The organism is Pelomonas candidula (assembly GCF_043555985.1).
In the GTDB taxonomy this organism is placed as follows: domain Bacteria; phylum Pseudomonadota; class Gammaproteobacteria; order Burkholderiales; family Burkholderiaceae_C; genus Pelomonas; species Pelomonas candidula.
On the sequence record NZ_JBIGIC010000003.1, the window covers coordinates 136,013 to 162,331 of the forward strand.

The window sequence follows — 26,319 nt, forward strand, 5'->3', positions numbered from 1 at the left end:
CGCATTGTCTACACTGCCTTGATGTCTTCTGATTCCTCCGCCGCCGAGCGCGCCATCGCGATCGGCCGCCAGGCCCTCGAGGTCGAGGCCCGCGCGCTGAGCGCCCTCGCGCCGCGCCTGGGCGATGCCTTCGCCCGCGCCGTCCAGACCGTCCTCGCCTGCCGTGGCCGTGTCGCCGTCATGGGCATGGGCAAGAGCGGCCATGTCGGCCGCAAGATCGCCGCGACGCTGGCCTCCACCGGCACGCCGGCGCTGTTCGTCCACCCGGCCGAGGCCGCGCACGGCGACCTGGGCATGGTCACGGCCGGCGATGTCGTGCTGGCGCTGTCAAACTCCGGCGAAAGCGACGAGCTCAACGCCATCCTGCCGGTGCTCAAGCGCCTGGGCATCCCCATCCTCGCGATGACCGGCCGCGCCGAGTCCAGCCTGGCCGCGCATGCCGACGTCGTGCTCGACAGCGCCGTTTCCGAGGAGGCCTGCCCGCTGCAGCTCGCGCCCACCGCCAGCACGACGGCGCAGATGGCGCTGGGCGACGCGCTGGCCGTCGCGCTGCTGGACGCCCGCGGCTTCAAGGCCGAGGACTTCGCCCGCTCGCACCCCGGCGGCGCCTTGGGCCGCAAGCTGCTGACCCACGTGCGCGACCTGATGCGCAGCGGCGATGCGCTGCCCCGCGTGACCGCCACGACATCGTTCACCGACCTGATGCGCGAGATGAGCGCGAAGGCGCTGGGCATGGCGGTCATCGTCGACGCCGACGACCGCGTGCAGGGCATCTTCACCGACGGCGACCTGCGCCGCCTCGTCGAGCAGGGCCGCGACCTACGCGCACTGACGGCCGCCGAGGTGGCCCATGGCAACCCGCGCGCGCTGGGCCCTGACGCGCTTGCCGTCGAGGCTGCTGACCTGATGGAAGCCGCGCGCATCACCGTCGTTCTCGTCGTCGATACAGACCGCAAGCTGCTCGGCGCGATCAACAGCAACGACCTGATGCGCGCCAAGGTGATCTGATGGCCGCACAGACCTTCCCGACCGAGCTCCTCGTCAAGGCACAAGGCACCGGCCTCGGCGTCAAGCTGGCGCTGTTCGACGTCGACGGCGTGCTGACCGACGGTCGCATCTACATCGGCGAGCGCGGCGAGGAGTTCAAGGCCTTCTCGACGCTGGACGGCCACGGCCTGAAGTCGCTGCAGCAGGTGGGCATCACGCCCGTCGTCATCACCGGCCGCGACAGCCCCGCCGTGCGCCGCCGCGTCGCCGACCTGGGCCTGAAGCACGCGCTGTACGGCATTGGCGACAAGCTGGCCGCCGCCGAGCCGCTGCTGGCGCAACTCGGTGCCACGTGGGGCGAGGTCGCCGCCATCGGCGACGACTGGCCCGACCTGCCGCTGCTGGCCCGCGCCGGCTTTGCGGCCGCACCGCCCGGCGCCCACGCCGAGGTGCTGGCCGTGGCCCACCACATCACGCGCGCCGCGGCCGGCTACGGCGCGGCCCGTGAGTTCTGCGACCTGCTGCTGATGGCCGCCGGCCATTACGAGCGCCTGCTGCACGCCCACCACGAGACGCTGGACGGGGGCAAGACATGACGCCGACGACCGAGCGCTGGGCCGCTCCCGAGCCGGCCGGCATCCCCTCGGGGGATCGCCCGGCGTACCCGGCGGGCGAGGGGTCGACATGACGGCGCTACCCTTGCCGACGCCGCGCCGCCGCCCGCCCCAGCCGTGGACGTGGCGCGCGCAAGGCCTGCTGTCCAACTACCTGCCGCTGCTGCTGATGACCCTGCTCGCCAGCGGCACCTGGTGGTTGGTCAAGAACACGCCGCTGCTGGGCGACGCCAGCGAGTTTGCGCCGCCGCGCCATGTGCCGGACTACCGCATGGCCAACTTCGAGATCCAGCGCATCACGGCCGACGGCCGGCTCAACGTGCAGATCGCCGGCGCCGAGCTGCGCCACTACCCCGACACCGACACCGTCGAGATCGACCAGGTCCGCGTGCGCGCCGTGGCGCCCGACGGCACGCTGGCCATCGCCGAGGCCCGGCGCGCCATCGGCAACGGCGACGGCAGTGACCTGCAGCTGACCGGCGACGTGCGCCTGCGCCGCCTGGCCCCCGGCGCCGGCGAGAACACCCCGGCGCTGATGGAAGTGCGCGGCGAGTTCCTGGAGGCCCTGTCCAGCACCCAGGTCCTGCGCTCCCACCTGCCCGTCACCATCCGCCAGGGCAGCTCGACGCTGAACACGCAGAACTTCGAGTACCACCACCTCACCGGCCAGCTCACGTTCAGCGGCAGGACGACGGGCGTCATCACCCCGCGCCCCGGCAGATGACGGAACTCGTCTTCATCACCGGCGCCTCCAGCGGCATCGGCCAGGCGCTGGCGCTGCGCTACTACCGCGACGGCGCCCGCCTCGCGCTGGTCGCGCGCCGCACCGCCGAGGTCGAACGCTGGGCCGCCGAGCAGCAGCTCGACCCGACGCGCTTCCAGGTCTACGGCGCCGACGTGGCCGACCTCGACGCAATGGCCGCTACCGGCCGCGACTGCATCGCGCGCCAGGGCCTGCCCGACGTCGTCATCGCCAACGCCGGCATCAGCATCGGCATGGACACGGCCTACTTCGACGACCTCGACGTCATGCGCCGCACCTTCGCGACCAACAACGTCGGCCTGGCCGCCACCTTCCACCCCTTCGTCGCAGCGATGAACGAGCGCGGCTCGGGCACGCTGGTGGGCGTGGCCAGCGTCGCCGCCATCCGCGGCCTGCCGGGGCACGGCGCCTACTCGGCCAGCAAGGCCGCCGTCGTCGCCTATTGCGAGAGCCTGCGCGGCGAATGCCGGCCGTTCGGCGTGCGCGTCGTCACGCTGCTGCCCGGCTACATCGACACGCCGCTGACGCGCGGCAACCGCTACAGCATGCCCTTCCTGATGCCGGTCGACGACTTCGCCGACCAGGCCGTGCGAGCCATCCGCGCCCAGGTCAGCTACCGCGTCATTCCCTGGCAGATGGGCGTGCTGGCCAAGGTGCTGCGCCTGCTGCCCAACTGGCTCTACGACCGCGCGTTGGCAGGCCGGGGCCGCAAGAAGCGCGCGACCGAGTAGCCAGCGCGTTGGGCGCGTGGCCGCACCGCAGCACGCAAAGCCTCGTCGTGCCGCACCTGAGCCCGCGCGCCTCTCTGTGCCTCAACCAGCAGGCGCAAATCAAGCGCCGCGCGGACGCTACCGCCCGCCCCGGCCCGCTCCGCGGTAACGCGCTGCTCGCCGGGCTGGCACCGTGCCATTGAGGGCGCTTCGCCCGTCCTGTGCTGCCAGCCTCCCCAGGGCCGGCACCGCCCACCGCCAATGGGGACGGGAACAGGCAAAAGAAAAGGCGCCCGAAGGCGCCTTGTGCATGCGTGCTTTGTGAGCAGGGCTCAGTAGCTGCTGCCACCGCCATAGCCGCCGCCACCACCGGAACGGCCACCGCCGCCGTAGCCACCGCCGCCCGAGCGGCCGCCGCCGTAGCCGCCGCCACCACCGCCGTAGCCACCACCGCTGCCGCCGCCGCCGTAGCCGCCGCCACCCGAGCGGCCACCGCCGCCGTAGCCGCCACCACCGCCGCCGCCGTAGCCGCCGCCACCCGAACGGCCACCGCCGCCGTAGCCGCCGCCACCACCGCCGTAGCCGCCACCGCCGGAGCGGCCACCGCCGCCGCCGAAGCCGCCCGGACGCTCTTCACGAGGACGAGCTTCGTTCACGACGATGGCACGGCCTTCCAGGGCCTGGCCATTCATGCCGTTGATCGCGGCTTGCGCCTCTGCGTCGGAACCCATCTCGACGAAACCGAAGCCCTTGGAACGGCCCGTTTCGCGATCCATCATGACCTTTGCGGAGGTCACCGTACCGAACTGACCGAACGCCTCTTGCAGCGATTCGTCACGCACGCTGTAGGCCAGATTGCCCACATAAAGCTTGTTTCCCATGGGGAAGCCCTTCTCTAACTCAAAACCAAAAAACCATGTGGAGCTTCAACCCATCGTGAACCATTCAAGCGAAGGTGCGGCGTCCAGACACAGGCGATTCATTATGGTGGGGAGGTAAACAATTGCACGCTGGGCCTCCGGCAAGTGTTGTTTTTCAGAGCTAGCACAAACCCTGTCGGGTCCCGTTTCTCATGTTCATGTCATCGCTACCATCCCCGCCCGATGAGTTTTCCACTGCTTCCCGCCCTCTCCCGCGTCCTCGCCAGCGTTGACGCGCCGCGCAATCTGCGCGCGCTCTATGCACTGCTGGCGGGCTTTTGCATGACCGGGCTGCTGCTGGCCACCGCCCAGTCAGCCCTGGCCCGCGGCGACTCGGTGCTGAGCGCGCTGTGGATGGGCCTGGCGCTGGCTGTCGCTTTTTTTGGCGTCAACACGACGGGTTTGCTGCTGATGGACCAAGCGCGCGGCCTGCCCGTGCGAGACCCGCAGGACGCCCTGTCCGACGCGCTGCGCAGCGGCCACCGCGTGCTGCTGGCGCTGCTGGCCTGTGTGGCGCTGGCCGCCGTGGGTGTGGCGGTGCTGGCCGGCCTGCTGTGGGCGACACGCTGGCCCTGGGTGGGCGCGCCGCTGATGGCCGTCGTGCTGCCGGTGGGCGTGCTGGCGCTGGGCGGGCTGGCCTTCGTCGTCGTCGTCCTCATCGGGCCGCTGGCCGGGCCGGCGGTCTGGGCGGGGCGGCACAGCGGCGGCGTGCTGGCCTTCCTGCGCGGGCGGCTGCGCCACGGCCTGCCGGAGACGGCGCTGCTGATGGGCGCCGTCTACCTGCTGGTGGCGCTGACGACGGCGGCGGTCAGCTTCGTCGTCGTCACCGGCGGCAAGCTGCTGGCCGGGCTGGCCATCCTGGGCGCCGGCATCGAGCTGCCGGTGCGCCAGCTGCTGGCCGGCGTGGCGGGCCTGGGGCCGCGGGCCTTCAGCGCCAGCGGCATCGCGCTGGAGGGCGGCAACCTGGGTCTGGCCGCGCTGGTCGGGGGCGGCGTCGTCTTCACGCTGGCGCTGGTGCTGCCGACGCTGGTGTGGCTGCGCGGCTGCTGCGCGGTCTACCTGGCACTGACCGAGGACGAATGACGCCGCACCGGATCGGCATCCCCGCGGGGGATAGGCAAGCCTCCCCGCCGCCCGAAGGGCCTCGAATTGCCAGCCTGGTGCCCAGCGCGACCGAGACGCTCGTGGCGCTTGGATTGGCGCCCTGTCTCGTCGCGCGGACCGGCTTCTGCATCCACCCGGCCGACGCCGTCAGGGACGTGCCCAAGGTCGGCGGCACGAAGGACGTGAATCTTCACAAGCTGCGGCGGTTGATGCCGTCGCACGTGATCGTCAACGTCGACGAGAACCGGCGGGAAACGGCCGAGGCGCTGCGGGATTTCGTGCCCCACGTCATCGTCACGCACCCGCGCCGGCCCGAGGACAACCTGGTGCTGTTCGAGCAGCTGCGAGCGGCGTTCTCCGACCGGCCTGGCGTGGACGAGCGCGCCGCGGCGCTGTCGGCCGGATTCCGCGCCGCGCTGGCCCGCTGCCGCGCCCAGGCCCATCCGGTAGAGAAGGTGCTCTACCTGATCTGGCGCGAGCCGTGGATGACGGTGGCCCGCGACACCTACATCTCGACGCTGCTGGCCGAGGCCGGCTGGCACACGCTGCCGGACGTGGACGGCGGCGACCACGGCGCAGGCCGCTACCCTGTGCTGAGCGGCGACGAACCCTGGCTGCGGCAGATCGACCGCGTGCTGCTCAGCTCCGAGCCCTACCGCTTCGGCCCCGCGCACGTCGCCGTGGCACAGGCGCTGTGCCCGCAGGCGCGCGTGCAGCTGGCGGACGGCGAGCTGCTGAGCTGGTGGGGCGCGCGCGGCGCGCAGGGGCTGGACTACCTGCTCAGCCTGACCGCACCGGGCTGAGTCGGCCCGCCGACGCGGCCACCCGCCACAATGGGCCGCCATGGATATCTACAAGCCCCTCGTCGCCCTGCTGGCGATCGTGAACCCCGTGGGCGTGGTGCCCTTCTTCATCCATTTCACCAGCAGCTTCACGCGCGAGCAGCGGCGCAAGACCATCCTCGTCAGCGCCAGCACGGCCGGCATCGTCATCGCGCTGTCGGCGCTGTTCGGGCTGAAGATCATCGAGTTCTTCGGCATCTCGCTGGCCAGCTTCCAGGTCGGCGGCGGCTGTCTGCTCCTGATCAGCTCGCTGCAGATGCTCAACGCACAACCGGCCGAGGCACGCAAGGAGGACGTCTCCGAGGGCAGCAGCAAGGCCGACGCCGGCGCCAGCATCGCCGTCGTGCCGCTGGCCATCCCGCTGCTGACGGGGCCGGCGACCATCTCGACGATGGTCATCTACGCCGACAAGACGCGCGTCTGGTGGGAGCTGGCCGTGCTGTGCGGCTACGGCGTCGTCGTGGCGGCGGTGACCTTCGTGACGTTCTCGGCCAGCAGCAAGATCGCCAAGGTGCTGGGCCAGACCGGCATCAACATCATGACGCGGCTGATGGGTCTCATCCTCGCCGCGCTGGCCGTGGAGCTGCTGGCGGACGGGCTCATCAAGCTGTTCCCGGTGCTCGCGGCACGAACCGTGGGGTGACGCGATGGACCTGTTCAACCTGCCTCCCGTCTGGATGGCGCCGATGGCCGGCGAGGCCGCCAGCGCGGCGCTCGTGGCCGCCGTCAGCGCGGGCGGCGGCTTCGGCCAGTTGGGCGCGGCCTACCTGGCGCCGGCGCGCATTGCCGAAGTCGCAGCCGACATCCGCGCGCGCACCGACCGCCCCTTCGGCATCAACCTGTTCTGCCCGCAGCCCTGGGTGCGCGACGACGACGCGCTGGACGCCTACCTCGCCCGGCTCGCGCCCTGGCATGCAGAGCTGGGCCTGCCGGCGCCGGCGCGACCCGAACGCTTCGAGGAAGACTTCGACGCGCAGCTGGAGGCCACCATCGCCGCGCGGCCGGCCGTCATCAGCTTCGTCATGGGCGATCCCGGCGTCGCGCGCGTAGCGGCACTGAAGGCACAGGGGTTCATCGTGCTCGGCACGGCGACGCAGGTGGCCGAAGGGCTGCTGCTGCAGGCCAGCGGCGTGGACGCCGTCATCGCGCAGGGCTACGAAGGGGGCGGTCATCGCGGCGGCTTCCTGGGTGCCCCCGAGGGCGCACTGATCGGCACCATGGCGCTGGTGCCGCAGCTCGTCGACGCGCTGGGCATTCCCGTCATCGCCGCCGGTGGCATTGCCGACGCGCGCGGCGTGGCGGCGGCGCAGGCGCTGGGCGCGAGCGCGGTGGCGGTGGGCACGGCCTTCCTGCTCGTCGACGAATGCCCGCTGTCGCCGGCCTACCGCGCGGCGCTGCTGGCCGCGCGCGATGCCGACTCCACGCTGACGCGCGCCTTCTCCGGCCGCCTGGCGCGCGGCCTGGCCAACCGCGTCACGCGCGAGCTGGAAGGTGTCGAGCTGCCGGCCTTCCCGCAGCCCAACGCCGCCAGCCGGCCCCTGCGCCAGGCCGCGGCCAGGGCGGGCGACGCCGACTTCATCAGCCTGTGGGCCGGCCAGGCACTGCCGCTGAACCGCACGCCGGGCACGGCGGCCGATCTCGTCGCGACGCTCGCGAAGGGCTGGCGCGCTTGACGGCGACCTTGCTGCTGCTGGAGGACGACCCGGCCATCGCCGACACGGTCGTGTTCGCGCTGAAGCGCGAGGGCTACGCCGTGGAGCACCGCGCGTGGCTGGCCGAGGCACGCGAGCGGCTGCGCCAGCCGCCGGCGCCGGCCCTGCTCATCCTCGACATCGGCCTGCCCGATGGCCACGGGCTGGACCTGTGCCGCGAGCTGCGCGCCGGGGCGCTGTCGCACCCGGCCCACCTGCCCGTCATCGTGCTGAGCGCGCGCAGCGAGGAGATGGACCGCGTGCTCGGGCTGGAGCTGGGCGCCGACGACTACCTCGCCAAGCCCTTCAGCCCGCGCGAGCTGGTAGCCCGCGTGCGGGCGCTGCTGCGCCGCGCCCAGGCCGCGCCGGCCGTCACTGCGGGCTTTGCCATTGACGGCTCGCGCGTGCGGCTGGACGGGCAGCTGCTGAACCTGACGAAGCTGGAGCTGGGCCTGCTGCTGAAGCTGCTGCAGGCGCCGCAGCGCATCCACTCGCGCGACGCGCTGCTGGACGCCGTCTGGGGCACCAGCGCCGACAGCGGCGACCGCACGGTGGACACACACATCAAGACGCTGCGCGCCAAGCTGCGCGAGGCGGCGCCTGCGCGCGACCCGATCAAGACGCACCGCGGCCTTGGCTACTCGCTAGAACCATGACGCCCCCCACGCGCGCCTCGCTCACTGCCGCCCAAGGGGGCGCGTCAGCGCCTTCGGGCGGCCGGGCGGCGCTGACATGAGACTCGGGCTCAGGGTCTTCTTCGGCTTCTTCCTCATCGCCGGCCTCAGCGCCGTGCTGCTGTTGAAGGTCTTCCTGGCCGAGGTGAAGCCCAGCGTGCGCGAGGTCATGGAAGACCTGATGGTGGAGACCGCCCACCTGGTGGCCGAGGCAGCGGCGGACGAAATGGATGCCAACGGCCTCAAGCCCGGCAGCCGGCTCGGCGCGCAGCTGCAGCGCTACGCGAAGCGCGACATCGACGTGTCGATCTGGGGCCTGCGCAAGCAGAGCCTGGACCTGCGGCTGTACGTGACCGACGCGCGCGGCCGTGTCGTGCTGGACTCCGGCCAGCCGTCGGCCGTAGGCCAGGACTACTCGCGGTGGAACGACGTGGCCCGCACGCTGCGCGGCGAGTACGGCGCGCGCTCGACGCGCTACGCGGCCGACGACCGCAGCACCATCCTCGTCGTCGCCGCGCCGGTGCTACAGGACGGCCGCGTGCTGGGCGTTGTCAGCGTTGCCAAGCCGGTGGCCAGCGTGCAGCGCTTCATCGACCGCGCCGAGCGCCGGCTGTACTGGGCCGGCGCCGCGCTGCTGGCGGCCAGCCTCGTCGTCGGCGTGGCGGTAACGCTGTGGCTGGTCGCTTCCGTGCGGCGGTTGCGGCGCTACACCCAGCAGGCGCAGGCCGGCCAGGCCATCGCGCCACCGGCCATGCCGGGCGAGCTGGGCGACCTGGCCCATGCGATGGACGACATGCGTCGCCGGCTGGAAGGCCGAGAACGGCTGGAGCACGATGTGCGCGCGCTGACGCACGAGCTGAAGAGCCCGCTGGCCGCGCTCCGCGCCAGTGGCGAGCTGCTGCAGGACGAGCTGCCTGCCACCGACCGCCAGCGCTTCGCCGCCCAGGTGCTGGACCAGACCGCCCGGCTGCAGACGCTGGTGGAGCGCGTGCTGGCGCTGTCGCAGCTGGAGGCGCAGGTCGGGCTGGGCGAGCGGCAGCGCGTGGCGCTGGTGGCCTGGGCCGAGGCCCAGCTGGAGCGGCAGGCGCCGCGGCTGGCGCAACAGCGGCTGTCCGTGGCATGGACGGCGCGCGAGGACGCGACCGTGGACGTCGACGCGGCGCTGCTGGAGCTGGCCTTCGGCAACCTGCTCGTCAATGCCATCGACTTCGCCCCCGCCGGCTCGATGCTGGAACTCGCCGTCAGCACGACGCCGACCTCCGCGAGCCTGACGTTGCGCGACCACGGCCCGGGCGTGCCAGCCGCGGGCTTCGCGCAGCTGGGCCGGCGCTTCTTCTCGACGGCGCGGCCGGGCAGCCTCGTCAAGGGCTCGGGCCTCGGGCTGGCCATCGCGCGGCGCGTGGCCGAGCTACACGGCGGGCGACTGGCGTTCGAGGCGGCGGAGCCGGGGCTGCGGGTCACGCTGGTGCTGCCGACTTCACGCTGACTTCACACCGCTCGTCCTGCCCTCACACCGCGTGGCGATGCTGCGCGGCATGAACAAAGCCCTCTTCATCAAGCTGGCCATCCTGGCCGTCGTCACCCTCGTTCTGATCGCCGTGCTCGCCCAGATCGGCGGGCTCGTACGCGAACGCCAGGAGCGGCAGCACGAGGCCGAGCAAAGCGTCGAGCAGTCGCAGGCCGGCCCGCAGACGCTGCTGGGCCCGCTACTGACGCGCAACTGCAAGGAAACCTGGGCGCCGTACAAGGACGGCGTGCAGACCCGCAACTTCACGGTCGCGCTGCCGCCGTCGCAGCTGCAGGTCGGCGGGCGCGTGACGCCGGACCCGCGCTACCGCGGCCTGTTCAAGATCAACAGCTACGCCGGCAAGCTGTCCATCACGGCACGCTGGGACGACTTCGACCGGCTGACCCCGCCGGCCGAGAACGCCGGCGGTCGCGTCGAATGCGGCGATGTGGTCGCGATGTTCTCCGCCAGTGACGCACGTGGCCTGCGCGATGTCGAGCTCAAGCGCGACGGCCATGCGCTGGCCGTCAAGCCCGGCACGACCAACGGCCATTACCCCGCAGGCCTGCACGCCGTGCTCGCCACGCCGCGCACGGGCGAGACCCTGGAGCTGAGCCTGAACGTGAACCTCGTCGGCACGCAGCGCCTGGCCGTCGTGCCCGCCGCGGGTAGCACCGCGGTGGACCTGCAGTCCAGCTGGCCGCACCCCAGCTTCGCGGGGCGCTTCCTGCCGGCCGAGCGCGAGGTCGGCGCCAACGGCTTCTCGGCGCGCTGGCAGGTCTCCGAACTGGCCACCAGCGCAACAGCCGACGCAGCAGCCGGCAAGGCCGACCTGGACACGGTGGCCGTCGACTTCATCGACCCGGTGAACCCCTACGTCATGAGCGACCGCGCCATCAAGTACGGTCTGATGTTCATTGTGCTGACCTTCGTCACCGTAGGTTTGACCGAGCTGCTGACGGGTCGGCGCGTGCACCCGGTGCAGTACCTGCTCGTGGGCCTGGCGCTGAGCCTGTTCTTCCTGCTGCTGCTCAGCCTGTCGGAGCACCTGCCGTTCCTGACGGCCTATCTGATCGCCGCCGGTGCCGCGGCTGCGGTGCTGACGCAGTACGCCGCGGCCATGCTGGGCGGCTGGGGGCGCGGGCTGGCGTTCGGCGGCGGCGTCGCGCTGCTGTACGGCGCGCTCTACGTGCTGCTCACGCTGGAGCAGACAGCCCTCGTCATCGGCGCGGTGCTGCTGTTCGCCGTGCTGGCCGCGGTCATGACGCTGACGCGCAAGCTGGACTGGTACGGCATGGTGGGCGACAGGCAGGCGGTCAGCGAGTGAATTACGCTAGCGCATGCCCAAAGAAGGTTTCGACTACATCATCGTGGGCGCCGGCACTGCCGGCTGCCTGATGGCCAACCGGCTCAGCGCCAACCCGGACAAGCGCGTGCTGCTCATCGAGGCCGGCGGCAAGGACGACTACCACTGGATACACATCCCCGTCGGTTATCTCTACTGCATCGGCAACCCGCGCACCGACTGGTGCTACCAGACCGAGGCCGAAGCCGGCCTCAACGGGCGCAGCCTGCGCTACCCGCGCGGCAAGGTACTGGGCGGCAGCTCCAGCATCAACGGCATGATCTACATGCGTGGCCAGAGCCGCGACTACGAGCACTGGGCCGACGTGACCGGCGACGACACCTGGCGCTGGGAGCGCGTGCTGCGCGCCTTCCGCCGCCACGAGAACCACTGGCGGCTGGACGATCCCAAGACCGCCCCCGAAGGCTTTGCCGAGCTGCATGGCCACCGGGGCGAATGGCGGGTGGAGCAGCAGCGGCTGCGCTGGCCCATCCTCGACGCCTTCGCGGCCGCATGCACACAGGCCGGCATCCCGGCCACCGGCGACTTCAACGCCGGCACCAACGAGGGCGTGGGCTACTTCGAGGTCAACCAGCGCAAGGGCCTGCGCTGGAACACGGCCAAGGCCTTCCTGCGCCCCACCGCGATGGGCCGGCCCAACTTCGAGCTGTGGACCGGTGCGCAGGTGCGCAAGCTGCGGCTGCTGCACGACGACGCCGGCCTGCGCTGCGGCGGCGTCGAGGTGCTGACGCCACACGGCGTGGAGCAGCCCTGGCTGAACGCGGGCGGCGAGGTCATCCTGTGCGCCGGCGCGGTCGGCTCGCCGCAGATCCTGCAGCTGTCGGGCCTGGGGCCGGCGTCGCTGCTGCAGGGGCTGGGCATCACCGTCGAACAGGAGCTGCCCGGCGTGGGCGCCAACCTGCAGGACCACCTGCAGATCCGCGCCGTCTACAAGGTGCAGGGCACGCAGACGCTGAACCAGCGCGCCGCCTCGCTGCTGGGCAAGGCCAAGATCGCGCTGGAGTACGCGCTGCGCCGCAGCGGCCCGATGAGCATGGCGCCGTCACAGCTCGGCGCCTTCACGCGCAGCAGCCCGACCAAGGCCTGGCCCGACCTGGAGTACCACGTGCAGCCGCTGTCGCTGGACGCCTTCGGCGAGCCGCTGCACGGCTTCAACGCATTCACGGCCAGCGTCTGCAACCTGAACCCGACCAGCCGCGGCAGCATCCACATCCAGTCGCCCGACGCGACCGTGGCGCCGGCCATCCGGCCCAACTACCTGTCCACCGAGGCCGATCGGCTCGTGGCCGCCGAGAGCCTGAAGCTGACGCGCCGCATCGTCGCGCAGCCGGCGCTGGCGGCCTTCCGGCCCGAGGAATACAAGCCCGGCCCGCAGTACCAGACCGACGAAGACCTGACGCGCCTGGCCGGCGACATCGCGACGACCATCTTCCACCCCGTCGGCACCTGCCGCATGGGCCGCAAGGACGACCCCGGCGCGGTGGTCGATTCACGGCTGCGCGTGCGCGGCGTGAGCGGCCTGCGCGTGGCGGACGCGAGCGTGATGCCGACGATCACGAGCGGCAACACGAACTCGCCGACCTTGATGATTGCGGAGAAGCTGGCGGGGTGGCTGGGAGCGTGATGCTGGCGAACCGCACGGACCGGACAGCGGCAGGCGCCTAGCCGCAGCAACACCTCTTTCCTCCAACAACACCTGTCTCGTGCCCGGCGCTGCTGCGCCGCCGGCATGGCGGAGCTCTGGTCAAACGATCGGATCGAACCTTCATGGACACCCCGATTTCTTCGCTGTCGATCGCCTGGATTGGCATCCTCTTCGCACCACCCGTCGCGATCGGCACGTTCTTCATCACAAGCAGGCACCGGCCGGCCGCGATGCGCCGCCTCTCGATGACGTGCGTGCTGCTGATGGCGCTGGTGGCGGCGGCCGCCTGCCTCGACGTCTCGTTCACATCGGTCACGGCCAACACCGTCTGCTGGTCGGCAGCCTATTTCTCGTACTGCTTCCTGGCCATCTCCGCGTGGCGGCTGCGACGGCTGGCGGTGCGCATACCTGTGTTGATGGTTGCCGCGCTGCCCGTGGCCGTCGGCTACCTGCTCGGCACCGTGGGAATGCTCGGGCTGATGTTCATCCTGGACGACTACACCCGTCCCCCGATGCAAACCACCGATATCGCGCATGGCCTGGAGTGCCGCGTGACCAGCTGGGGCATGGCGGCGTCAGACAGTGGCTACACCGTCCACATTTACAGACATTGGGCGCTCATCCCCCTGCTGGAACGCGAGGTGGCCCGCATCGTCATCAACCAATCGAATCCACAGGCCGGATTGCAAAGCGCCTCGTGCGACGATGCCCTGAAGCTGATCCGCTGAAACGGTTGCGAGAAACGCCAGGCGTTGTTGAGCCGCCTGCCTTGTCATACTCGCGCTGGAGACTCGATGCGCTTGTGCCGCGCAGCTCGACGCAAGCCATGTTTGACACCTCCCGAATCGACCGCAGAAAGCTCGCAGCGTGGGCGGCCTGCTGCACGCTCGATCTCGTCACGGGCCTGCCGCACGCCACAGCCGCCGAGCCAGCCTTGCCCAGCAAGGACAACATGGCGTTTCGCTACTGGGACTGGGGCGCCACGCCCAAGCGCGACGACTACCAGTTCGAGCTGCTGACGCTGGCGCTCGACAAGACGACCAAGGACTACGGCCCCTACCAGCTGGCGCGCGTGGTGCGCAGCTACTCCACGTCGCGGCTGCGGCGCGAGATCAACCGCGGCGACGTCGTGAACGTGCACGCCGGCCCGTGGCGGCCGCTGGAGACCACCGAGGACAAGCTGCCGGAGCGCAGCCTGCGCGTCAATGTCTCCATCCTGAAGGATCTGCTGGGCTACCGCCGGCTGCTGATCCGCCGCGACGACCGGGAGCGGTTCAGGAGCATCCGCAAGGAGCAGGAGCTGAAGGAGCTCGTGATTGGGCAAGCGAACGGCTGGGTCGACATCGAGGTCTACCGGCACAACGGCTACCGCGTCAACGACACGCCGACGCCGGCATCGCTGTTCGACATGCTGGCCAGGAAGCGCATCGACTACATCCCCATCAGCCTGATGGACGCCGACACCACGCTCAGCAGCCGGCCCGACCTGGCCGGTCAGTTGATGCTGCTGCCCGACATCACGCTCTACTTCCCGCTTCCCGTCATCTTCTACGTGAACATCCACGAGCCGCGCATGGCCGAGCGGCTGGAAGCGGGCCTGAACCTGGCCCGGCAGGACGGCTCGTTCGAGCGGCTGTTCAGGAGCCACTTCGCCCACGAGCTGCAGCTGATCCGCGAGGGTTCGGGTCGGCGATTCATGCTGGCGAATCCCTTTGTGCCCAAGGAGCTGACATTGGAGGCGAGCGAGGCCGACACATCACCGGTCAAAGGCGGCAGCCGATAGGTCGTCGGTGCAACTTGGACGACGGCCCACGACAATCTCGCCCATGTCATCCCCGTCCCCTCGCGTGCTCGCCGTCATCCCGCCGATGACGCAGCTGAACACGCCCTACCCGTCCACCGCCTACCTGACCGGCTTCCTGCGCTCGCGCGGCGTCGAGGCGCATCAGGTGGACCTGGCGCTGACGCTGGTGCTGGCGCTGTTCTCGCCCGCTGGCCTTGCGCAGATCCGCGAGGCCGTCCAGGCCCTGCCCGAAGACCACCGCACGCCGCAGACCGCCTGGTTCGCTGCCGAGTTCGACACCATCGCCGCCGTGGCGCCGCGCGCCCTGCGCTTCCTGCAGGGCAATGACCCGACGCTGGCGCACCGCATCAACACGCGCGCCTTCCTGCCCGAGGGCGCGCGGTTCGCGTCGCTGGACCACTACGTCGACGAGGACGGCGGCGACCCGCTGGCCTGGGCATTCGGCGCTTTAGGCCTGCAGGACCGCGCCCGCCACCTCGCCACGCTGTTCCTGAACGATCTCGCCGACGTGCTGCGCGACGCGGTGGATGCACGCTTCGAGTTCGTACGCTACGCCGAGTCGCTGGCCGCCGCGCAGGCGCATTTCGACCCGCTGGCCGAGGCGCTCGCCGCGCCGCTGAACCTCGTCGACGAGACGCTGAAGCGGCTCACCCTCGCGGCGCTCGAACAGCACAGCCCGGACGTCGTGCTGCTGTCCGTGCCCTTCCCCGGCTCGGTCTATGCGGCGCTGCGCATCGCGCAGACGATCAAGGCGGCGCGGCCGAACGTCGTCACGGTGCTGGGCGGCGGCTACGTGAATACCGAGCTGCGCGAGCTGGCCGAGCCGCGTGTGTTCGACTTCGTCGACTACGTGACGTTGGATGCCGGCGAGCGTCCGCTGCTGGCGCTGCTGGAGCACGTCGCCGGCAAGCGCTCGAAGACCCGCCTCGTGCGCACCTTCTGGCGCGACGGCGATCAGGTCAGGTACACCAACTTCGTCGAGCCCGATGTGCCGTTCGACGACGTCGGCACGCCGACCTGGGACGGGCTGCCACTGGACCGCTACCTGTCGCTGCTGGACATGCTCAACCCGATGAACCGGCTGTGGAGCGACGGGCGCTGGAACAAGCTGACCGTGGCGCACGGCTGCTACTGGAAGAAGTGCAGCTTCTGCGACGTGAGCCTGGACTACATCTCGCGCTACGAGGCCGCCAGTGCCGAAGTGCTGGTGGACCGCATCGAGGCCATCGTCAGGGAGACGGGGCAGACGGGCTTCCACTTCGTCGACGAGGCGGCGCCGCCGAAGGCGCTCAAGGCGCTGGCGGAAGAGTTGCTGAGGCGCGGTGTGGCGATCAGCTGGTGGGGCAATATCCGCTTCGAAAAGACCTTCACGCCCGAGCTGTGCCAGCTGCTGGCCGACAGCGGCTGCATCGCGATCTCGGGCGGGCTGGAGGTGGCGTCGGACCGGCTGCTGAAGCTGATGAAGAAGGGCGTCAGCGTGGAGCAGGTGGCGCGCGTGACCAAGGCCTTCGCGGACGCCGGCGTGCTGGTCCACGCCTACCTGATGTACGGCTTCCCGACGCAGACGACGCAGGACACCGTCGACGCGCTGGAGTATGTGCGTCAGCTGTTCGAGAACGGCTGCATCCACAGCGGCTTCTTCCACCGCTTCGCCTGCACGGTGCACTCGCCGGTGGGCATGAACCCGGCGGAGTACGGCGTCACGCTGCAGCCGCTGCCGGCCGACGGGCGCTTCGCGAAGAACGACATCGCCTTCATCGACCCCACGCCCACCGACCACGACGGCCTGGGCCAGGGGCTCAAGAAGGGCCTCTACAACTTCATGCACGGCATCGGCGTCGACAGCGACATCCGCAGCTGGTTCCCGGTGCGGGTGCCAAAGACGACGGTGCCACGGCGCTTCGTCGAACGCGCCCTCACCACCGACCGCTGATGTTCACTTCTACTTTCACCTTCGCCGCGGGCGACTACGACGACGAGTTCCACGCACTGGACGCGCGCATCGCCGAGATCGCCCGCGCCATCCCCGGCTACCGCGGCGAGGAGACCTGGGAGAACACCGCCACGGGCCTGATCTCCAACGTCTACTACTGGGACTCGATGGAGTCGCTGCAGCAGTTGATGAGCCACCCGCAGCACCGCGAAGCCAAGCAGGCCCAGGCGCGCTGGCTGAAGGGCTACCAGGTGGTCATCGCCGAGGTCATGCGCAGCTACGGCGACGGTGGCATCCCGCATCCGTTGAGCAGGCCGCCCGAAGACTGACTTTTGTGCAGTGCACAATCGCCTTATCCAAACGGAGGTGCGGCGATGCGGCGAGTCGTGTTCAACCAGAAGGGCGGCGTGGGCAAGTCCACGATCACGAGCAACCTGGCGGCAATTGCCGCAGCCTCGGGGAAGCGGGTGCTGGTCATCGACCTGGACTGCCAGGGCAACACGACGCGCTACCTGCTCGGCGACGCGGCCGACGAGGACCTGGCCGGCTCGGCGGACTTCTTCGGCCAGACGCTGAAGTTCAGCGTGCGCGACACGGACGGCAGCGAGTTCATCAGCGAGACGCCGTGGGAGAACCTGCACGTGATGGCCGCCAACCCCGAGCTGGACGAACTGCACGGCAAGCTGGAGAGCCGCTACAAGATCTACAAGCTGCGCGACACGCTGAAGAAGCTGGAGGCGCAGTACGACGAGATCTGGATCGACACGCCGCCGGCGCTGAACTTCTACACGCGCTCGGCGCTGATCGCCGCGCAGGGCTGCCTGATCCCGTTCGACTGCGACGACTTCTCGCGCCGCGCGCTGTACGGGTTGCTGGAGGCGGTGCAGGAGATCCAGGCCGACCACGCGCCCGAGCTGCACGTGGAGGGCATCGTCGTCAACCAGTTCCAGGCCCGCGCGTCGCTGCCGCAGCGCGTCGTGCAGGAGCTGCAGGACGAGGGACTGCCGGTGCTGCAGCCTTTCCTGTCGAGCAGCGTCAAGGTCAAGGAGTCGCATGAGCTGTCGAAGCCCATGATTCACCTCGACCCGCGCCACAAGCTCACGCAGGAGCTGGTGGCGCTGTACGAGTCACTCGATCAGGGCTGAGGCTTTCCCTCGGCCTTGCCTTCAACGTTCAGGACCTCGGCCTTGCGGCCGATGGCTTCGAGCTGCGGCACGACCTTGGCCTTGTCGCCGACGGCCACGACGATGAGCTGCGACGGGTCCAGATGCTCCCGCGCGGCCTTCAGCGCCGTGGCGGACGTGACGGCGGTGTACTGCTTCGGCAGGTCGGTGATGGCGGAGAGCGGCTGGCCCGAGGACCAGTTGCCCGCGTAACCCGAGACGACGGCGACGTTGGTATCGAACAGCCCCGGCAGCGACAGCAGCTGGGCGTTGCGCACCCGGTTCAGCTCGGCTGCCCCCATGGGCTTGGCGCGCATGCCCTCGATCTCCTTCCACATGTCCACCAGCGCCGCGCCGGTCACGTCGGTGCGCACGCTGCCGCGGATGCCGAACTGGCCGCGCTCCCGGCCCAGCGTGTAGCCGGAGTAGATGCCGTAGGTGTAGCCCTTGACCTCGCGCAGCTGGTTGTTGATGCGTGACGTGAACAGGCCGCCCAACGCAGCGTTCATGACCTTCAGCGGCGCCACGTCGGGCGTGGACGCGAACGGCCCTGGCGCGACGACGGCCAGCGCCGTCTGCGGCGCGCCGGGCTTGTCGACGACGACGGTACGCGCGGCGATGGGGCGAGCCGGCGGCAGCGGCACGGCGGCAGGCGCGGCGCCCTCACCCTTCCACGCGCCGAACAGTGGCTCGACCAGCGCGCGCAGCTCGGCCTCGGTCAGGTCGCCGGCAACGACCAGCGCCGCGCGCTCGGGCCGGTAGTAGGCCTGCCAGAAGCCGCGCAGCGCGGCCGCGTCGACGGCCTTGATGCTGGCCTCGGTGCCCAGCGCGTTCTCGGCCAGCGGGTGGCCATCGCCGTAGGTCACGCGGTTGCCGACGACGTTCGCCAGCAGCGGCGCCTGCTCGCGCGCCTGCGCCAGCGCACCCAGCCGCTGGGCCTGCTTGCGCGCGACCTCGGGGGCTGCGAAGGCCGGGTGCAGCGTCACGTCGGCCAGCAGCGCCAGGCCCTCGCGCGCGGCGGCCTTGCGGCCGGAGAAGTCCAGCCGTGCCTCTTCCGCCCCGGCCTGGGCCGTCAGCGTGGCGCCCAGCGCCGCCGTGGCCTCGGCGATCTGCTGTGCGCTGCGCGTGGTCGTGCCCTCGGGCAGCATCGCGGCAACGAAGCCGGCCAGGCCCGGCTGGCCTGCCGGGTTGGCGCCCTGGCCGGCGCGCAGCACCAGGCTGGCGCTGACCAGCGGCAGCCCCGGCTTGGGCGAATGGATGACGGTCAGCCCGTTGGCGAGCGTGAAGCTCTGCGCGGCCGGCAGCGTCAGCGCCTTGGCCTTCGCCGCCGCGGGCGGCTTGTTGCGCCAGACCTCCGGCGCGTTCAGCGCCTCGCGTTCGCCCTTGCCGGCCTTTGTCGGCGCAGGCGGCGTGGCCACCTCGGGCGGCAGTACCTGCTCGCCGGGCTGGGCGATAACGGCGACGCGATGGTCCTTCTGCAGCCACCGCGCCACCGTGGCGCTGACGTCGGCCGGCTTCAGCGCCGCGTAGCGCGCCAGGTCCTGGCCGACGTAGCCGGGGTCGCCGGCCATCTGGTTGTAGTGGTTGACGAGGTCGGCCAGCGACGTGACCTTTTCCATACGCTGCAGCACCTGCGTCTCAATCGTCGCCCGGGCCTGCGCGACCTCGGCATCGGTCGGCGGCTCGGTGGCGAGGCGGGCGACCTCGGCGTCGACCAGTGCCTCGATCTCGTCCAGCGACGCGCCAGGCCGGGCCACGACCTCGATCTCGAACACCGAGCTGAGCGACTGCGAGCCCTGCCCCACTTCCACGCTCTGCGCGAGCTGCCTGTCGCGCACCAGCAGGCCGTACAGCCGGCTGGCCTTGCCGCCGCCCAGCACGTGGGCGGCGATGTCCAGCTCGGCGTCGCCGGGCCTGAACATGGCCGGCGTGTGCCAGGCCAGCGTCAGGCGGCTCAGCTCGACGCGGTCGGTCACGACGAGGCGGCGCTCCTTCGTGATCGCGGGCATGGCCACGTTCACCTCCGGCGGCTTGGGGCCGGGTCGGAGCGAGCCGAAGTACTTCTGCACCAGCGCCTTGGCCTCCTTCGGGTCGAAGTCGCCAGCCAGCACCAGCGTCGCGTTGTTGGGCCGGTAGTAGGTACGGGCGAAGGCCTTCACGTCGTCGAGCTTGATGCTCTGGATGTCGGCGTGCGAGCCGATGACCGACGCGCGGTAGGGGTGGCCCTCGGGGTAGAGCGCCTGGTACAGCGCCTCGTCGGCGATGCCATAGGGCCGGTTCTCGTAGTTCTGGCGGCGCTCGTTGCGCACGACGTCCTGCTGGTTGGCCAGCGACACCGAGTCGACCTCGTCGATCATCCAGCCCAGCATGTCCGCCTTCAGCCACAGCCCCAGCGCCAGTTGGTTGGACGGCAGCGTGAAGAAGTAGTTCGTGCGGTCGAAGTTGGTGGAGCCGTTGGCGTCCGTGCCGCCGGCCGCGTCGACGAACTTGTCGAACTCGCCGCGCGGCACATGGCGGCTGCCGGCGAACATCAGGTGCTCGAACAGGTGGGCAAAGCCCGTCTGCCCTTTGGCCTCGTTGCGCGGGCCGGCATGCACCCACAGGTTGAAGGCCACCAGCGGCAGGCGGTGGTCCTCCACGAGGATGACCTCGAAGCCGTTGGCCAGCGTGAACTTCTCGTGGCGGATGGCCAGCTGGCCGGCCTCGGTGCTGACGGCGCCCGGCGCAGGTGCGGCAGGCGCGCTCCAGGCGGGCAGCGACAGCGCGCCGGCCAGGGTCAGCAGTGCAACGAGGCGACGAGGGGCGGGAGCATTCATTCGATCCATCCTCAGAAAGGCAGAACGTTGATTGGACGACACGGAACCGGCGCTGCCGAAGTGCCGCAGGTCACCACGGAGAAACCCAGGCCAGCAGCGCCAGCCACAGCGGCGCCGTGGCGACGTAGAGCACCGTGGACAGCACGGTGGCGGCCGTCACCTCGGCCTCCATCGTGCGGTAGCGCTGCGCGAAGATCAGCGCGTTGGAGCCGGTGGGCAGCGCCGCCAGCATGACGATGACGGCCAGCGGCAGGCCCTGCAATCCCAGCAGCCAGTGCGCGATGCCGAACACCACGCCGGGAATCAGCAGCAGCTTGGCCGACACCAGCCCCGAGATGCCGCGCCACGACTTCGGCCAGCCGTAGTAGGCCAGCGACATGCCGATCAGCGTCAGGCACAGCGGCACGACGGCCGTGCCGAGGTTCTGCAGCACCTCGTCGAACACCGCCGGGATGGGCCAGCCGGTGGCGTTCCAGCTCAGGCCCGCCAGCACCGGCAGCACGACCGGGTGGATGACGGTGTTGCGCACCGTCTGCACCAGCGTCGCGCGGAAGGTGCGCGACTTGCTGCCACGCGCCACGTCCAGCTCGACGAGGGCGGTCAGCAGCGTCAGGATGGTCAGCGAGTGCAGGCTGACGACGGCGATGTGGATGGCCAGTCCCTGCTCGCCGAACACGCCCGCCGCCACCGGCACGCCCACCTGCAGCGTGTTGCCGAAGCCGGCCGTGATGGCCTTGACGCTGGGCTCCGTGACGGCGCCGCCCGGCTTGAGCCGCCAACGCTCGAACGCGTAGATGAGCGCGACGACCACCAGCACCGGCACGAAGAAGGCGAACAGGAAGGCCCAGGGCAGCGCCGACGTGTCCAGCCGCGCCGTGGTGCGGAACAGCAGCGCCGGCACGAAGATGAAGAAGGCCGCGTTGGCCAGCACGCGCGCCGGGTCGCTGTCGCTGCCCGCCGCGCCACCGCCCAGCCAGCGCGCACGGCCGACGATCCAGCCGATGGCGACCGCCACCAGGATGGCAATCAACTTCGCCGCAATCGCCCAGGTCATCTCAACGCGTTGCGGGCCGAGCGCCGGGCCGCTCCCAAGCCGGCCCGCCCTGGGCGATGCTTGCGGCTCAATGCCGCAAGCATCGCCGTCCCCTCGGGGGACCGGTCAGGTGCGCGAGCGTTCAGCGCCGCGCGACTGGACGAGGGGCTCGCAGTCACGCCAGCGGCAGCCTCAACTCGAAACTGAAGCTGCTGCCCTGGCCGGCCGTGCTCTGCACCAGGATCTGGCTGCCCATCAGCCGCACCAGCTGCTGGCTGATGGACAGGCCCAGGCCCGTGCCGCCGAGATGACGCGAGGCCTCGGAGACCTGCTCGAAGGCCTGGAACAGCCGCGCCTGCTGGGCCGGCGTCATGCCGATGCCGCTGTCCGTCACGCCGAAGCGCAGCCGCACATGACCCGCCTGCGGTGGCTCGACGACGCAGGTCGTCAGGCTGACAGAGCCGCTGTCGGTGAACTTGACGGCGTTGGACAGCAGGTTGAGCAACACCTGGCGCAGCCGCTGGCCGTCGACGAGCACCTGCGTCGGCAGGCACGGGTCGATGTCCAGCGCAAAGCTCAGGTTCTTCTGCTCGGCGCGCAGGCGCACGCTGTCGCAGGCCATGTCCAGCAGCGCACGCAGGTCCGCAGGCGTGGGCTTCAGGCTGACCTTGCCGGCCTCGATGCTGGCCATATCCAGCACGTCGTTGATGAGCTCCAGCAGGTGCAGGCCCGAGTCGCGCATCAGCTGCAGCCGGCCCTGCTGCGGCGCGGGCACGCCGACGTCCATCTGCATCAGCTGCGTGAAGCCGAGGATGGCGTTCAGCGGCGTGCGGAACTCGTGGCTCATCGTCGCGAGGAAGCGGCCCTTGGCCTGGTTGGCGGCCTCCGCGCGCAGCTTGGCCTCGCTGAGCTCGGCGGTGCGTTCGGCGACGAGGTCCTCGAGGTGGTCGCGGTGGCGCGTCAGCTCGGCCTCGGCCTGGCGGCGCAGCGAGATGTCCATGACCATGCCTTCGATGCGCCGCTGCCCGCCCTCGCCCTCTACCCAGTGCGCGCTCAGCTCCACCCAGACCGACCGGCCGGCGCTGTCGCGCAGCTGCAGCTGGGCCTGCTGCACCTTGCCCTGCTCGTTGAGCAGCGTGGCCACGCGCACCATGTCGCGGCGGCCCAGGCCCGTCAGCTCGCGCAGGCGCCGGCCCACCGGGCTTTGCGTGCCCAGGCCCAGCATCTGCGTGAACGCGCGGTTCATGCCCAGCACGCGGCCGTCGGCGTCGGCCTGGAAGATGCCCTCGGTCGCGTTCTCGAACAGGCTGCGGTAGCGCGCCTCGCTGGCGCGCAGGCCCTGCGAGCTGATCTGCACCTGGTCGGCCGCGCTGCGCAGCTTGAGGCTCATCGCGTTGAAACGCGTCGTCAGCTCGCCGATCTCGTCCAGCCGCTCGACGCGCTCCTGCGCGCCCAGGTCGCCCGCGGCCACGCGCTGCGCCAGCCTGCCCAGCCGCGCCACGGGCCGGCGCACCAGCCAGTGCACAAGCAGCGAGCTGGCGACGACGATGCCCACGACGACGACGGCCAGCAGCTCGACGACGAACAGCCGCGTGCGGCGGATCTGCTCGTCGACGCGGTCGCGCGTGAAGGTCAGCACCGCCGACGCGACCTGAGCGCCGGGCGCATCCGCCGCGGGCTGGTAGGTGATGGGGAACTCGCTGCGCAGCGGGCCGACAGCCGGATGGTCACGTTCGCGCCGTCCCTGGCCGCCGCGCAGGCCCAGGCCCTTGAGCTCGATGGCATGCACCTCGGGGTCGGCCATGACGGCATCGAGCAGGTTCTCGATGGCGACATGGTCCAGGTTCCAGATCGGCCCGGCGAAGCCGCGCTCGACGAGGCCGGCCATGCGGGCCTCGCGCTGACGCAGCGCCTGCATCAGCTCGTCCTCCTCGTAGGAGGTCCAGGTCCAACCCACGACCAGCACCAGCAGGCTGGCGACCAGCGCAATGCCGGCCGTCAGGCGCGTCTGTATGCCGATGTTCAACGGCGGCAACGCCATCCCCTCTCCTCCCGGCCTCGTGGTACGCAGCCGCGAGGTGAGCATAGGCTCATTAGCTCTTGGACGCTGCAGTCTTCTTCGCGGCCACCTTCTTGGCCGGCGCGGCCTTGCCCGCCGGTTTTCCGGCCCGCGGCTCGAACTCGAACACGACCTTGCCTTCCTTCTTGTCATAGGCCAGGAAGGCCTTGAACTTGCGTCGCGTCTTGTTGGAGACGAAGTTCTCCAGCAGGTCGGTCTTGCCCTCAAGCAGCAGCTTCGTAGCCTGGGCAGGCTCGATGGGCTGCGTCAGGATGACCTTGCCGGTCTTGAAGTCGCAGGTCACCTTCTCGCCCACCGAATGCTCGCAGACGTAGTTGGCGCCATGCTCGTAGACGTGGCCCTGGCACTTCGGGCAGGCGCCCAGGCTCTGCTGGCCGGAGAAGTCCACCGGCTCGCCATCGTTCTCGGCCTTCTTGGCGTCCTCGCCGAAGTCGAACTCCAGTTTCCAGTTGGCGATTTCGTCGTCGTAGACCAGCGCCAGCTCGGCCGTGAACGGCCAGCCCGCCTTGGAGCGGAAGCCCTCCAGCGGACCGATCTTCTTGTCACGCAGGAACTGCTCCACCTCGGCCAGCTCGAAGCTGCGGCCACCGGGGATCTTGCCGATGGAGAAGCCGCAAGCGTCACTGCCGTCGGCATGCTTGCCGGTGCAGGTGAAGCGGCGGTAGTTCTCCTTCACGACGCCACCGCACTTCGGGCAAGGCGTCTTCAGCGTCGCGTAGTCGCCGGGGATGGTGTCGCGGTCGTAGCCCTTGGCCTTGGCGACCATCTTCTCGGTCATGGCCGCGATCTCGGCCATGAACTGCTCGCGGCTGAGCTTGCCCTTCTCCATCGCGGCGAGCTTGCTTTCCCAGTCGCCGGTCAGCTCGGGCTTGGTCAGGTCTTCCACCTCAAGCCCGCGCAGCAGCGTCATCAGCTGGAAGGCCTTGGCCGTCGGGATCAGCTCGCGGCCCTCGCGCAGCATGTACTTCTCGGTGATCAGGCCTTCGATGGTGGCCGCGCGCGTGGCTGGCGTGCCCAGGCCCTTCTCGGCCATGGCCTCGCGCAGCTCGTCGTCGTCGATGAGCTTGCCGGCGCCTTCCATCGCGGACAGCAGCGTCGCTTCCGTGTAGCGCGCCGGCGGCTTGGTCTGCAGCGCCTTCACGTCGACGCTCTCGGTGCGCACGACCTCGTTCGGCTGCACCGGCACGAGGTTGGCGTCCTCGTCGTCCACGTCCTTGCCGTAGACGGCCAGCCAGCCCGGCTTCACGAGCACCTTGCCGTTGGTCTGGAAGTGATGCTTGTTGTCGACCTTGCTGATGCGCGTCGTGACCAGGAACTCGGCCGGCGGGAAGAACACCGCCAGGAAGCGCTTGACGACCATGTCGTACAGCTTGGCCTCCACCTCGGTCAGCGCCTTGGGCGCCTGCAGCGTCGGGATGATGGCGAAGTGGTCCGACACCTTGGCGTTGTCGAACACCTTCTTGGTGGGCTTGATGTAGCCCTCCTTCAGCGACTTGGCGGCGTGCTGCGACAGCGCGGCCAGCGGGCCCGGCAGGTCCTCCGTCGCCAGCATCTTGGCCGTGTCCTTGGCCACGGCCAGGTAGTCCTCGGGCAGGAAGCGCGAGTCCGTCCGCGGGTAGGTCAGCACCTTGTGCTTCTCGTACAGCGCCTGGGCGATGGACAGCGTCGTCTTGGCCGAGAAGCCGAAGCGCGAATTGGCCTCGCGCTGCAGCGTCGTCAGGTCGTAGAGGCCGCCGCAGCTGGTCGTGCTGGGCTTGCTCTCCTCGGTGACGACGGCGGGCTTGCCCAGCACGGCCTTGGCGATCTCGTCGGCCTCGGCCTGCGTCCACAACCTGTCCGCGCGGCGCTCGGCGTCGTCGTTCTTCTTCCAGGCTGGGTCGAACCACTTGCCTTCGTACTGGCCGGCCTGGGCGTCGAAGTTGGCGCGCAGCTCCCAATAGTCGCGGGCGACGTGCTTGCGGATCTTCTCCTCGCGCTCGACGACGACCGACAGCGTCGGCGTCTGCACGCGGCCCACCGTCGTCAGGAAGAAACCGCCGTCGCGCGAGTTGAACGCCGTCATCGCCCGCGTGCCGTTGATGCCCACCAGCCAGTCGGCCTCGGAGCGGCAGCGCGCGGCGTCGGCCAGCGGCAGCATCTGCTGGTCGCTGCGCAGCTTCTCGAAGCCCTCGCGGATGGCAGCCGGCGTCATCGACTGCAGCCACAGCCGCTGGATGGGCTTGTTCAGCTTGCCCTTGGCCGGCTGCGCGTACTGCTCGATGAGCCGGAAGATCAGCTCGCCCTCGCGGCCCGCGTCGCAGGCGTTGATAAGCGCCGTCACGTCCTTGCGGCGGATCAGCTTGGTCAGCGCGTTCAGCCGGCCCTTGTTCTTGTCGATGGGGTTGAGGTCGAAGTGCGGCGGGATCACCGGCAGGTTGGCGAAGCTCCATTTGCCGCGCTTGACGTCGAACTCCTCGGGCGCCGCGATCTCCACCAGGTGGCCCACGGCGGAGCTGACGACGTACTGCTCGTTCTCGAAGTAGTCGTCGTGCTTGTCGAACTTGCCCGCCACGGGGGTCAGCGCGCGGACGATGTCCTGCGCGACGGAAGGCTTCTCGGCAATGATCAGGGTCTTGCTCATCGGGTCTTGTCTCTCGGTCTTCCCTATGACAGGGGACGTTGAATCCC

General features: G+C 70.2%; 22 protein-coding genes. 17 read left to right on the plus strand and 5 right to left on the minus strand.

Translation table 11 applies throughout. From position 1 onward, the window contains the following. Window positions 1-21 precede the first annotated feature (21 nt). The 4 genes from ACG04R_RS06780 (at window position 22) to ACG04R_RS06795 (ending at window position 3,095) form a co-directional block, all read left to right on the plus strand. Complete coding sequence (locus tag ACG04R_RS06780) at window positions 22-1,008, plus strand: KpsF/GutQ family sugar-phosphate isomerase (protein WP_394407381.1); 987 nt, start codon at window positions 22-24, stop codon at window positions 1,006-1,008. Beyond that, window positions 1,008-1,583: a KdsC family phosphatase gene (locus tag ACG04R_RS06785; RefSeq protein WP_394407382.1), complete on the plus strand. Its 576-nt coding sequence runs from the start codon at window positions 1,008-1,010 to the stop codon at window positions 1,581-1,583. Before ACG04R_RS06780 ends, ACG04R_RS06785 begins: the two co-directional genes overlap by 1 nt. 88 nt (window positions 1,584-1,671) lie before the next feature. After that, window positions 1,672-2,325 (plus strand): LPS export ABC transporter periplasmic protein LptC, encoded by a 654-nt coding sequence (gene lptC / locus ACG04R_RS06790; RefSeq protein ID WP_394407383.1) that lies wholly within the window; start codon window positions 1,672-1,674, stop codon window positions 2,323-2,325. Next, window positions 2,322-3,095, plus strand: a complete 774-nt coding sequence (locus ACG04R_RS06795; protein WP_394407384.1) for an SDR family oxidoreductase — start codon at window positions 2,322-2,324, stop codon at window positions 3,093-3,095. The genes lptC and ACG04R_RS06795 overlap by 4 nt, the downstream gene beginning before the upstream one ends. Window positions 3,096-3,406: 311 nt before the next feature. Here the strand turns inward: ACG04R_RS06795 and ACG04R_RS06800 are convergent, their stop codons facing one another. After that, window positions 3,407-3,955 carry an RNA recognition motif domain-containing protein gene (locus ACG04R_RS06800; RefSeq protein WP_394407385.1) on the minus strand — a complete coding sequence of 183 codons (549 nt, stop codon included), beginning with the start codon at window positions 3,953-3,955 and terminating at the stop codon, window positions 3,407-3,409. 222 nt (window positions 3,956-4,177) lie between these two features. Between ACG04R_RS06800 and ACG04R_RS06805 the strand changes: the two genes are divergently transcribed. From ACG04R_RS06805 to ACG04R_RS06865, 13 genes are all read left to right on the plus strand, one after another. Further along, the gene (locus tag ACG04R_RS06805) at window positions 4,178-5,077 is read left to right on the plus strand and encodes a hypothetical protein (protein ID WP_394407386.1); all 900 of its coding nucleotides are present in this window, start codon (window positions 4,178-4,180) and stop codon (window positions 5,075-5,077) included. After that, entirely contained in the window at window positions 5,074-5,901 is an 828-nt protein-coding gene (locus ACG04R_RS06810) for a helical backbone metal receptor (protein WP_394407387.1), read from the plus strand. Before ACG04R_RS06805 ends, ACG04R_RS06810 begins: the two co-directional genes overlap by 4 nt. 40 nt (window positions 5,902-5,941) lie before the next feature. Then, a complete protein-coding gene (locus tag ACG04R_RS06815) occupies window positions 5,942-6,583 on the plus strand; it encodes a MarC family protein (RefSeq protein WP_394407388.1) in 642 nt (213 codons plus the stop codon). Between the two features lie 4 nt (window positions 6,584-6,587). Continuing rightward, on the plus strand, window positions 6,588-7,613 hold the full coding sequence (locus ACG04R_RS06820) for a nitronate monooxygenase (RefSeq protein ID WP_394407389.1): 1,026 nt from the start codon (window positions 6,588-6,590) through the stop codon (window positions 7,611-7,613). Next, window positions 7,610-8,287, plus strand: coding sequence for a two-component system response regulator CreB (gene creB / locus ACG04R_RS06825; RefSeq protein ID WP_394407390.1), 678 nt, complete (start codon window positions 7,610-7,612; stop codon window positions 8,285-8,287). Before ACG04R_RS06820 ends, creB begins: the two co-directional genes overlap by 4 nt. A gap of 76 nt (window positions 8,288-8,363) precedes the next feature. Next, window positions 8,364-9,791 carry a two-component system sensor histidine kinase CreC gene (gene creC / locus ACG04R_RS06830; RefSeq protein ID WP_394407391.1) on the plus strand — a complete coding sequence of 476 codons (1,428 nt, stop codon included), beginning with the start codon at window positions 8,364-8,366 and terminating at the stop codon, window positions 9,789-9,791. A 49-nt stretch (window positions 9,792-9,840) separates the two neighbouring features. Beyond that, the gene (gene creD / locus ACG04R_RS06835; protein WP_394407393.1) at window positions 9,841-11,139 is read left to right on the plus strand and encodes a cell envelope integrity protein CreD; all 1,299 of its coding nucleotides are present in this window, start codon (window positions 9,841-9,843) and stop codon (window positions 11,137-11,139) included. A 13-nt stretch (window positions 11,140-11,152) separates the two neighbouring features. Further along, complete coding sequence (locus tag ACG04R_RS06840) at window positions 11,153-12,802, plus strand: GMC family oxidoreductase (RefSeq protein ID WP_394407395.1); 1,650 nt, start codon at window positions 11,153-11,155, stop codon at window positions 12,800-12,802. 143 nt (window positions 12,803-12,945) lie between these two features. Further along, complete coding sequence (locus ACG04R_RS06845; protein ID WP_394407397.1) at window positions 12,946-13,551, plus strand: hypothetical protein; 606 nt, start codon at window positions 12,946-12,948, stop codon at window positions 13,549-13,551. 98 nt (window positions 13,552-13,649) lie between these two features. Continuing rightward, window positions 13,650-14,606 (plus strand): hypothetical protein, encoded by a 957-nt coding sequence (locus ACG04R_RS06850; RefSeq protein WP_394407399.1) that lies wholly within the window; start codon window positions 13,650-13,652, stop codon window positions 14,604-14,606. A gap of 43 nt (window positions 14,607-14,649) precedes the next feature. Then, window positions 14,650-16,560 (plus strand): B12-binding domain-containing radical SAM protein, encoded by a 1,911-nt coding sequence (locus ACG04R_RS06855; RefSeq protein WP_394407401.1) that lies wholly within the window; start codon window positions 14,650-14,652, stop codon window positions 16,558-16,560. Continuing rightward, on the plus strand, window positions 16,560-16,889 hold the full coding sequence (locus tag ACG04R_RS06860) for an antibiotic biosynthesis monooxygenase family protein (protein ID WP_394407403.1): 330 nt from the start codon (window positions 16,560-16,562) through the stop codon (window positions 16,887-16,889). Before ACG04R_RS06855 ends, ACG04R_RS06860 begins: the two co-directional genes overlap by 1 nt. 45 nt (window positions 16,890-16,934) lie before the next feature. Beyond that, a complete protein-coding gene (locus ACG04R_RS06865) occupies window positions 16,935-17,705 on the plus strand; it encodes a ParA family protein (protein WP_394407405.1) in 771 nt (256 codons plus the stop codon). Here ACG04R_RS06865 and ACG04R_RS06870 read toward each other — a convergent pair. From ACG04R_RS06870 to ACG04R_RS06885, 4 genes are all read right to left on the minus strand, one after another. Then, a complete protein-coding gene (locus ACG04R_RS06870) occupies window positions 17,696-20,539 on the minus strand; it encodes a M16 family metallopeptidase (RefSeq protein ID WP_394407407.1) in 2,844 nt (947 codons plus the stop codon). The two genes, ACG04R_RS06865 and ACG04R_RS06870, sit on opposite strands and share 10 nt — an antisense overlap. Window positions 20,540-20,609: 70 nt before the next feature. Beyond that, on the minus strand, window positions 20,610-21,593 hold the full coding sequence (locus ACG04R_RS06875; protein ID WP_394407409.1) for an AEC family transporter: 984 nt from the start codon (window positions 21,591-21,593) through the stop codon (window positions 20,610-20,612). A 154-nt stretch (window positions 21,594-21,747) separates the two neighbouring features. Continuing rightward, window positions 21,748-23,613 (minus strand): ATP-binding protein, encoded by a 1,866-nt coding sequence (locus ACG04R_RS06880; protein ID WP_394407411.1) that lies wholly within the window; start codon window positions 23,611-23,613, stop codon window positions 21,748-21,750. 52 nt (window positions 23,614-23,665) lie between these two features. Beyond that, window positions 23,666-26,272, minus strand: a complete 2,607-nt coding sequence (locus ACG04R_RS06885) for a DNA topoisomerase III (RefSeq protein WP_394407413.1) — start codon at window positions 26,270-26,272, stop codon at window positions 23,666-23,668. Window positions 26,273-26,319: the final 47 nt, after the last annotated feature.

Coding starts and splice junctions, on each gene's coding strand:
- ACG04R_RS06780 (WP_394407381.1), top strand. CDS start 22: ATGTCTTCTGATTCCTCCGCCGCCGAGCGCGCCATCGCGATCGGCCGC.
- ACG04R_RS06785 (WP_394407382.1), top strand. CDS start 1,008: ATGGCCGCACAGACCTTCCCGACCGAGCTCCTCGTCAAGGCACAAGGC.
- lptC (WP_394407383.1), top strand. CDS start 1,672: ATGACGGCGCTACCCTTGCCGACGCCGCGCCGCCGCCCGCCCCAGCCG.
- ACG04R_RS06795 (WP_394407384.1), top strand. CDS start 2,322: ATGACGGAACTCGTCTTCATCACCGGCGCCTCCAGCGGCATCGGCCAG.
- ACG04R_RS06800 (WP_394407385.1), bottom strand. CDS start 3,955: ATGGGAAACAAGCTTTATGTGGGCAATCTGGCCTACAGCGTGCGTGAC.
- ACG04R_RS06805 (WP_394407386.1), top strand. CDS start 4,178: ATGAGTTTTCCACTGCTTCCCGCCCTCTCCCGCGTCCTCGCCAGCGTT.
- ACG04R_RS06810 (WP_394407387.1), top strand. CDS start 5,074: ATGACGCCGCACCGGATCGGCATCCCCGCGGGGGATAGGCAAGCCTCC.
- ACG04R_RS06815 (WP_394407388.1), top strand. CDS start 5,942: ATGGATATCTACAAGCCCCTCGTCGCCCTGCTGGCGATCGTGAACCCC.
- ACG04R_RS06820 (WP_394407389.1), top strand. CDS start 6,588: ATGGACCTGTTCAACCTGCCTCCCGTCTGGATGGCGCCGATGGCCGGC.
- creC (WP_394407391.1), top strand. CDS start 8,364: ATGAGACTCGGGCTCAGGGTCTTCTTCGGCTTCTTCCTCATCGCCGGC.
- creD (WP_394407393.1), top strand. CDS start 9,841: ATGAACAAAGCCCTCTTCATCAAGCTGGCCATCCTGGCCGTCGTCACC.
- ACG04R_RS06840 (WP_394407395.1), top strand. CDS start 11,153: ATGCCCAAAGAAGGTTTCGACTACATCATCGTGGGCGCCGGCACTGCC.
- ACG04R_RS06845 (WP_394407397.1), top strand. CDS start 12,946: ATGGACACCCCGATTTCTTCGCTGTCGATCGCCTGGATTGGCATCCTC.
- ACG04R_RS06850 (WP_394407399.1), top strand. CDS start 13,650: ATGTTTGACACCTCCCGAATCGACCGCAGAAAGCTCGCAGCGTGGGCG.
- ACG04R_RS06855 (WP_394407401.1), top strand. CDS start 14,650: ATGTCATCCCCGTCCCCTCGCGTGCTCGCCGTCATCCCGCCGATGACG.
- ACG04R_RS06860 (WP_394407403.1), top strand. CDS start 16,560: ATGTTCACTTCTACTTTCACCTTCGCCGCGGGCGACTACGACGACGAG.
- ACG04R_RS06865 (WP_394407405.1), top strand. CDS start 16,935: ATGCGGCGAGTCGTGTTCAACCAGAAGGGCGGCGTGGGCAAGTCCACG.
- ACG04R_RS06870 (WP_394407407.1), bottom strand. CDS start 20,539: ATGAATGCTCCCGCCCCTCGTCGCCTCGTTGCACTGCTGACCCTGGCC.
- ACG04R_RS06875 (WP_394407409.1), bottom strand. CDS start 21,593: ATGACCTGGGCGATTGCGGCGAAGTTGATTGCCATCCTGGTGGCGGTC.
- ACG04R_RS06880 (WP_394407411.1), bottom strand. CDS start 23,613: ATGGCGTTGCCGCCGTTGAACATCGGCATACAGACGCGCCTGACGGCC.
- ACG04R_RS06885 (WP_394407413.1), bottom strand. CDS start 26,272: ATGAGCAAGACCCTGATCATTGCCGAGAAGCCTTCCGTCGCGCAGGAC.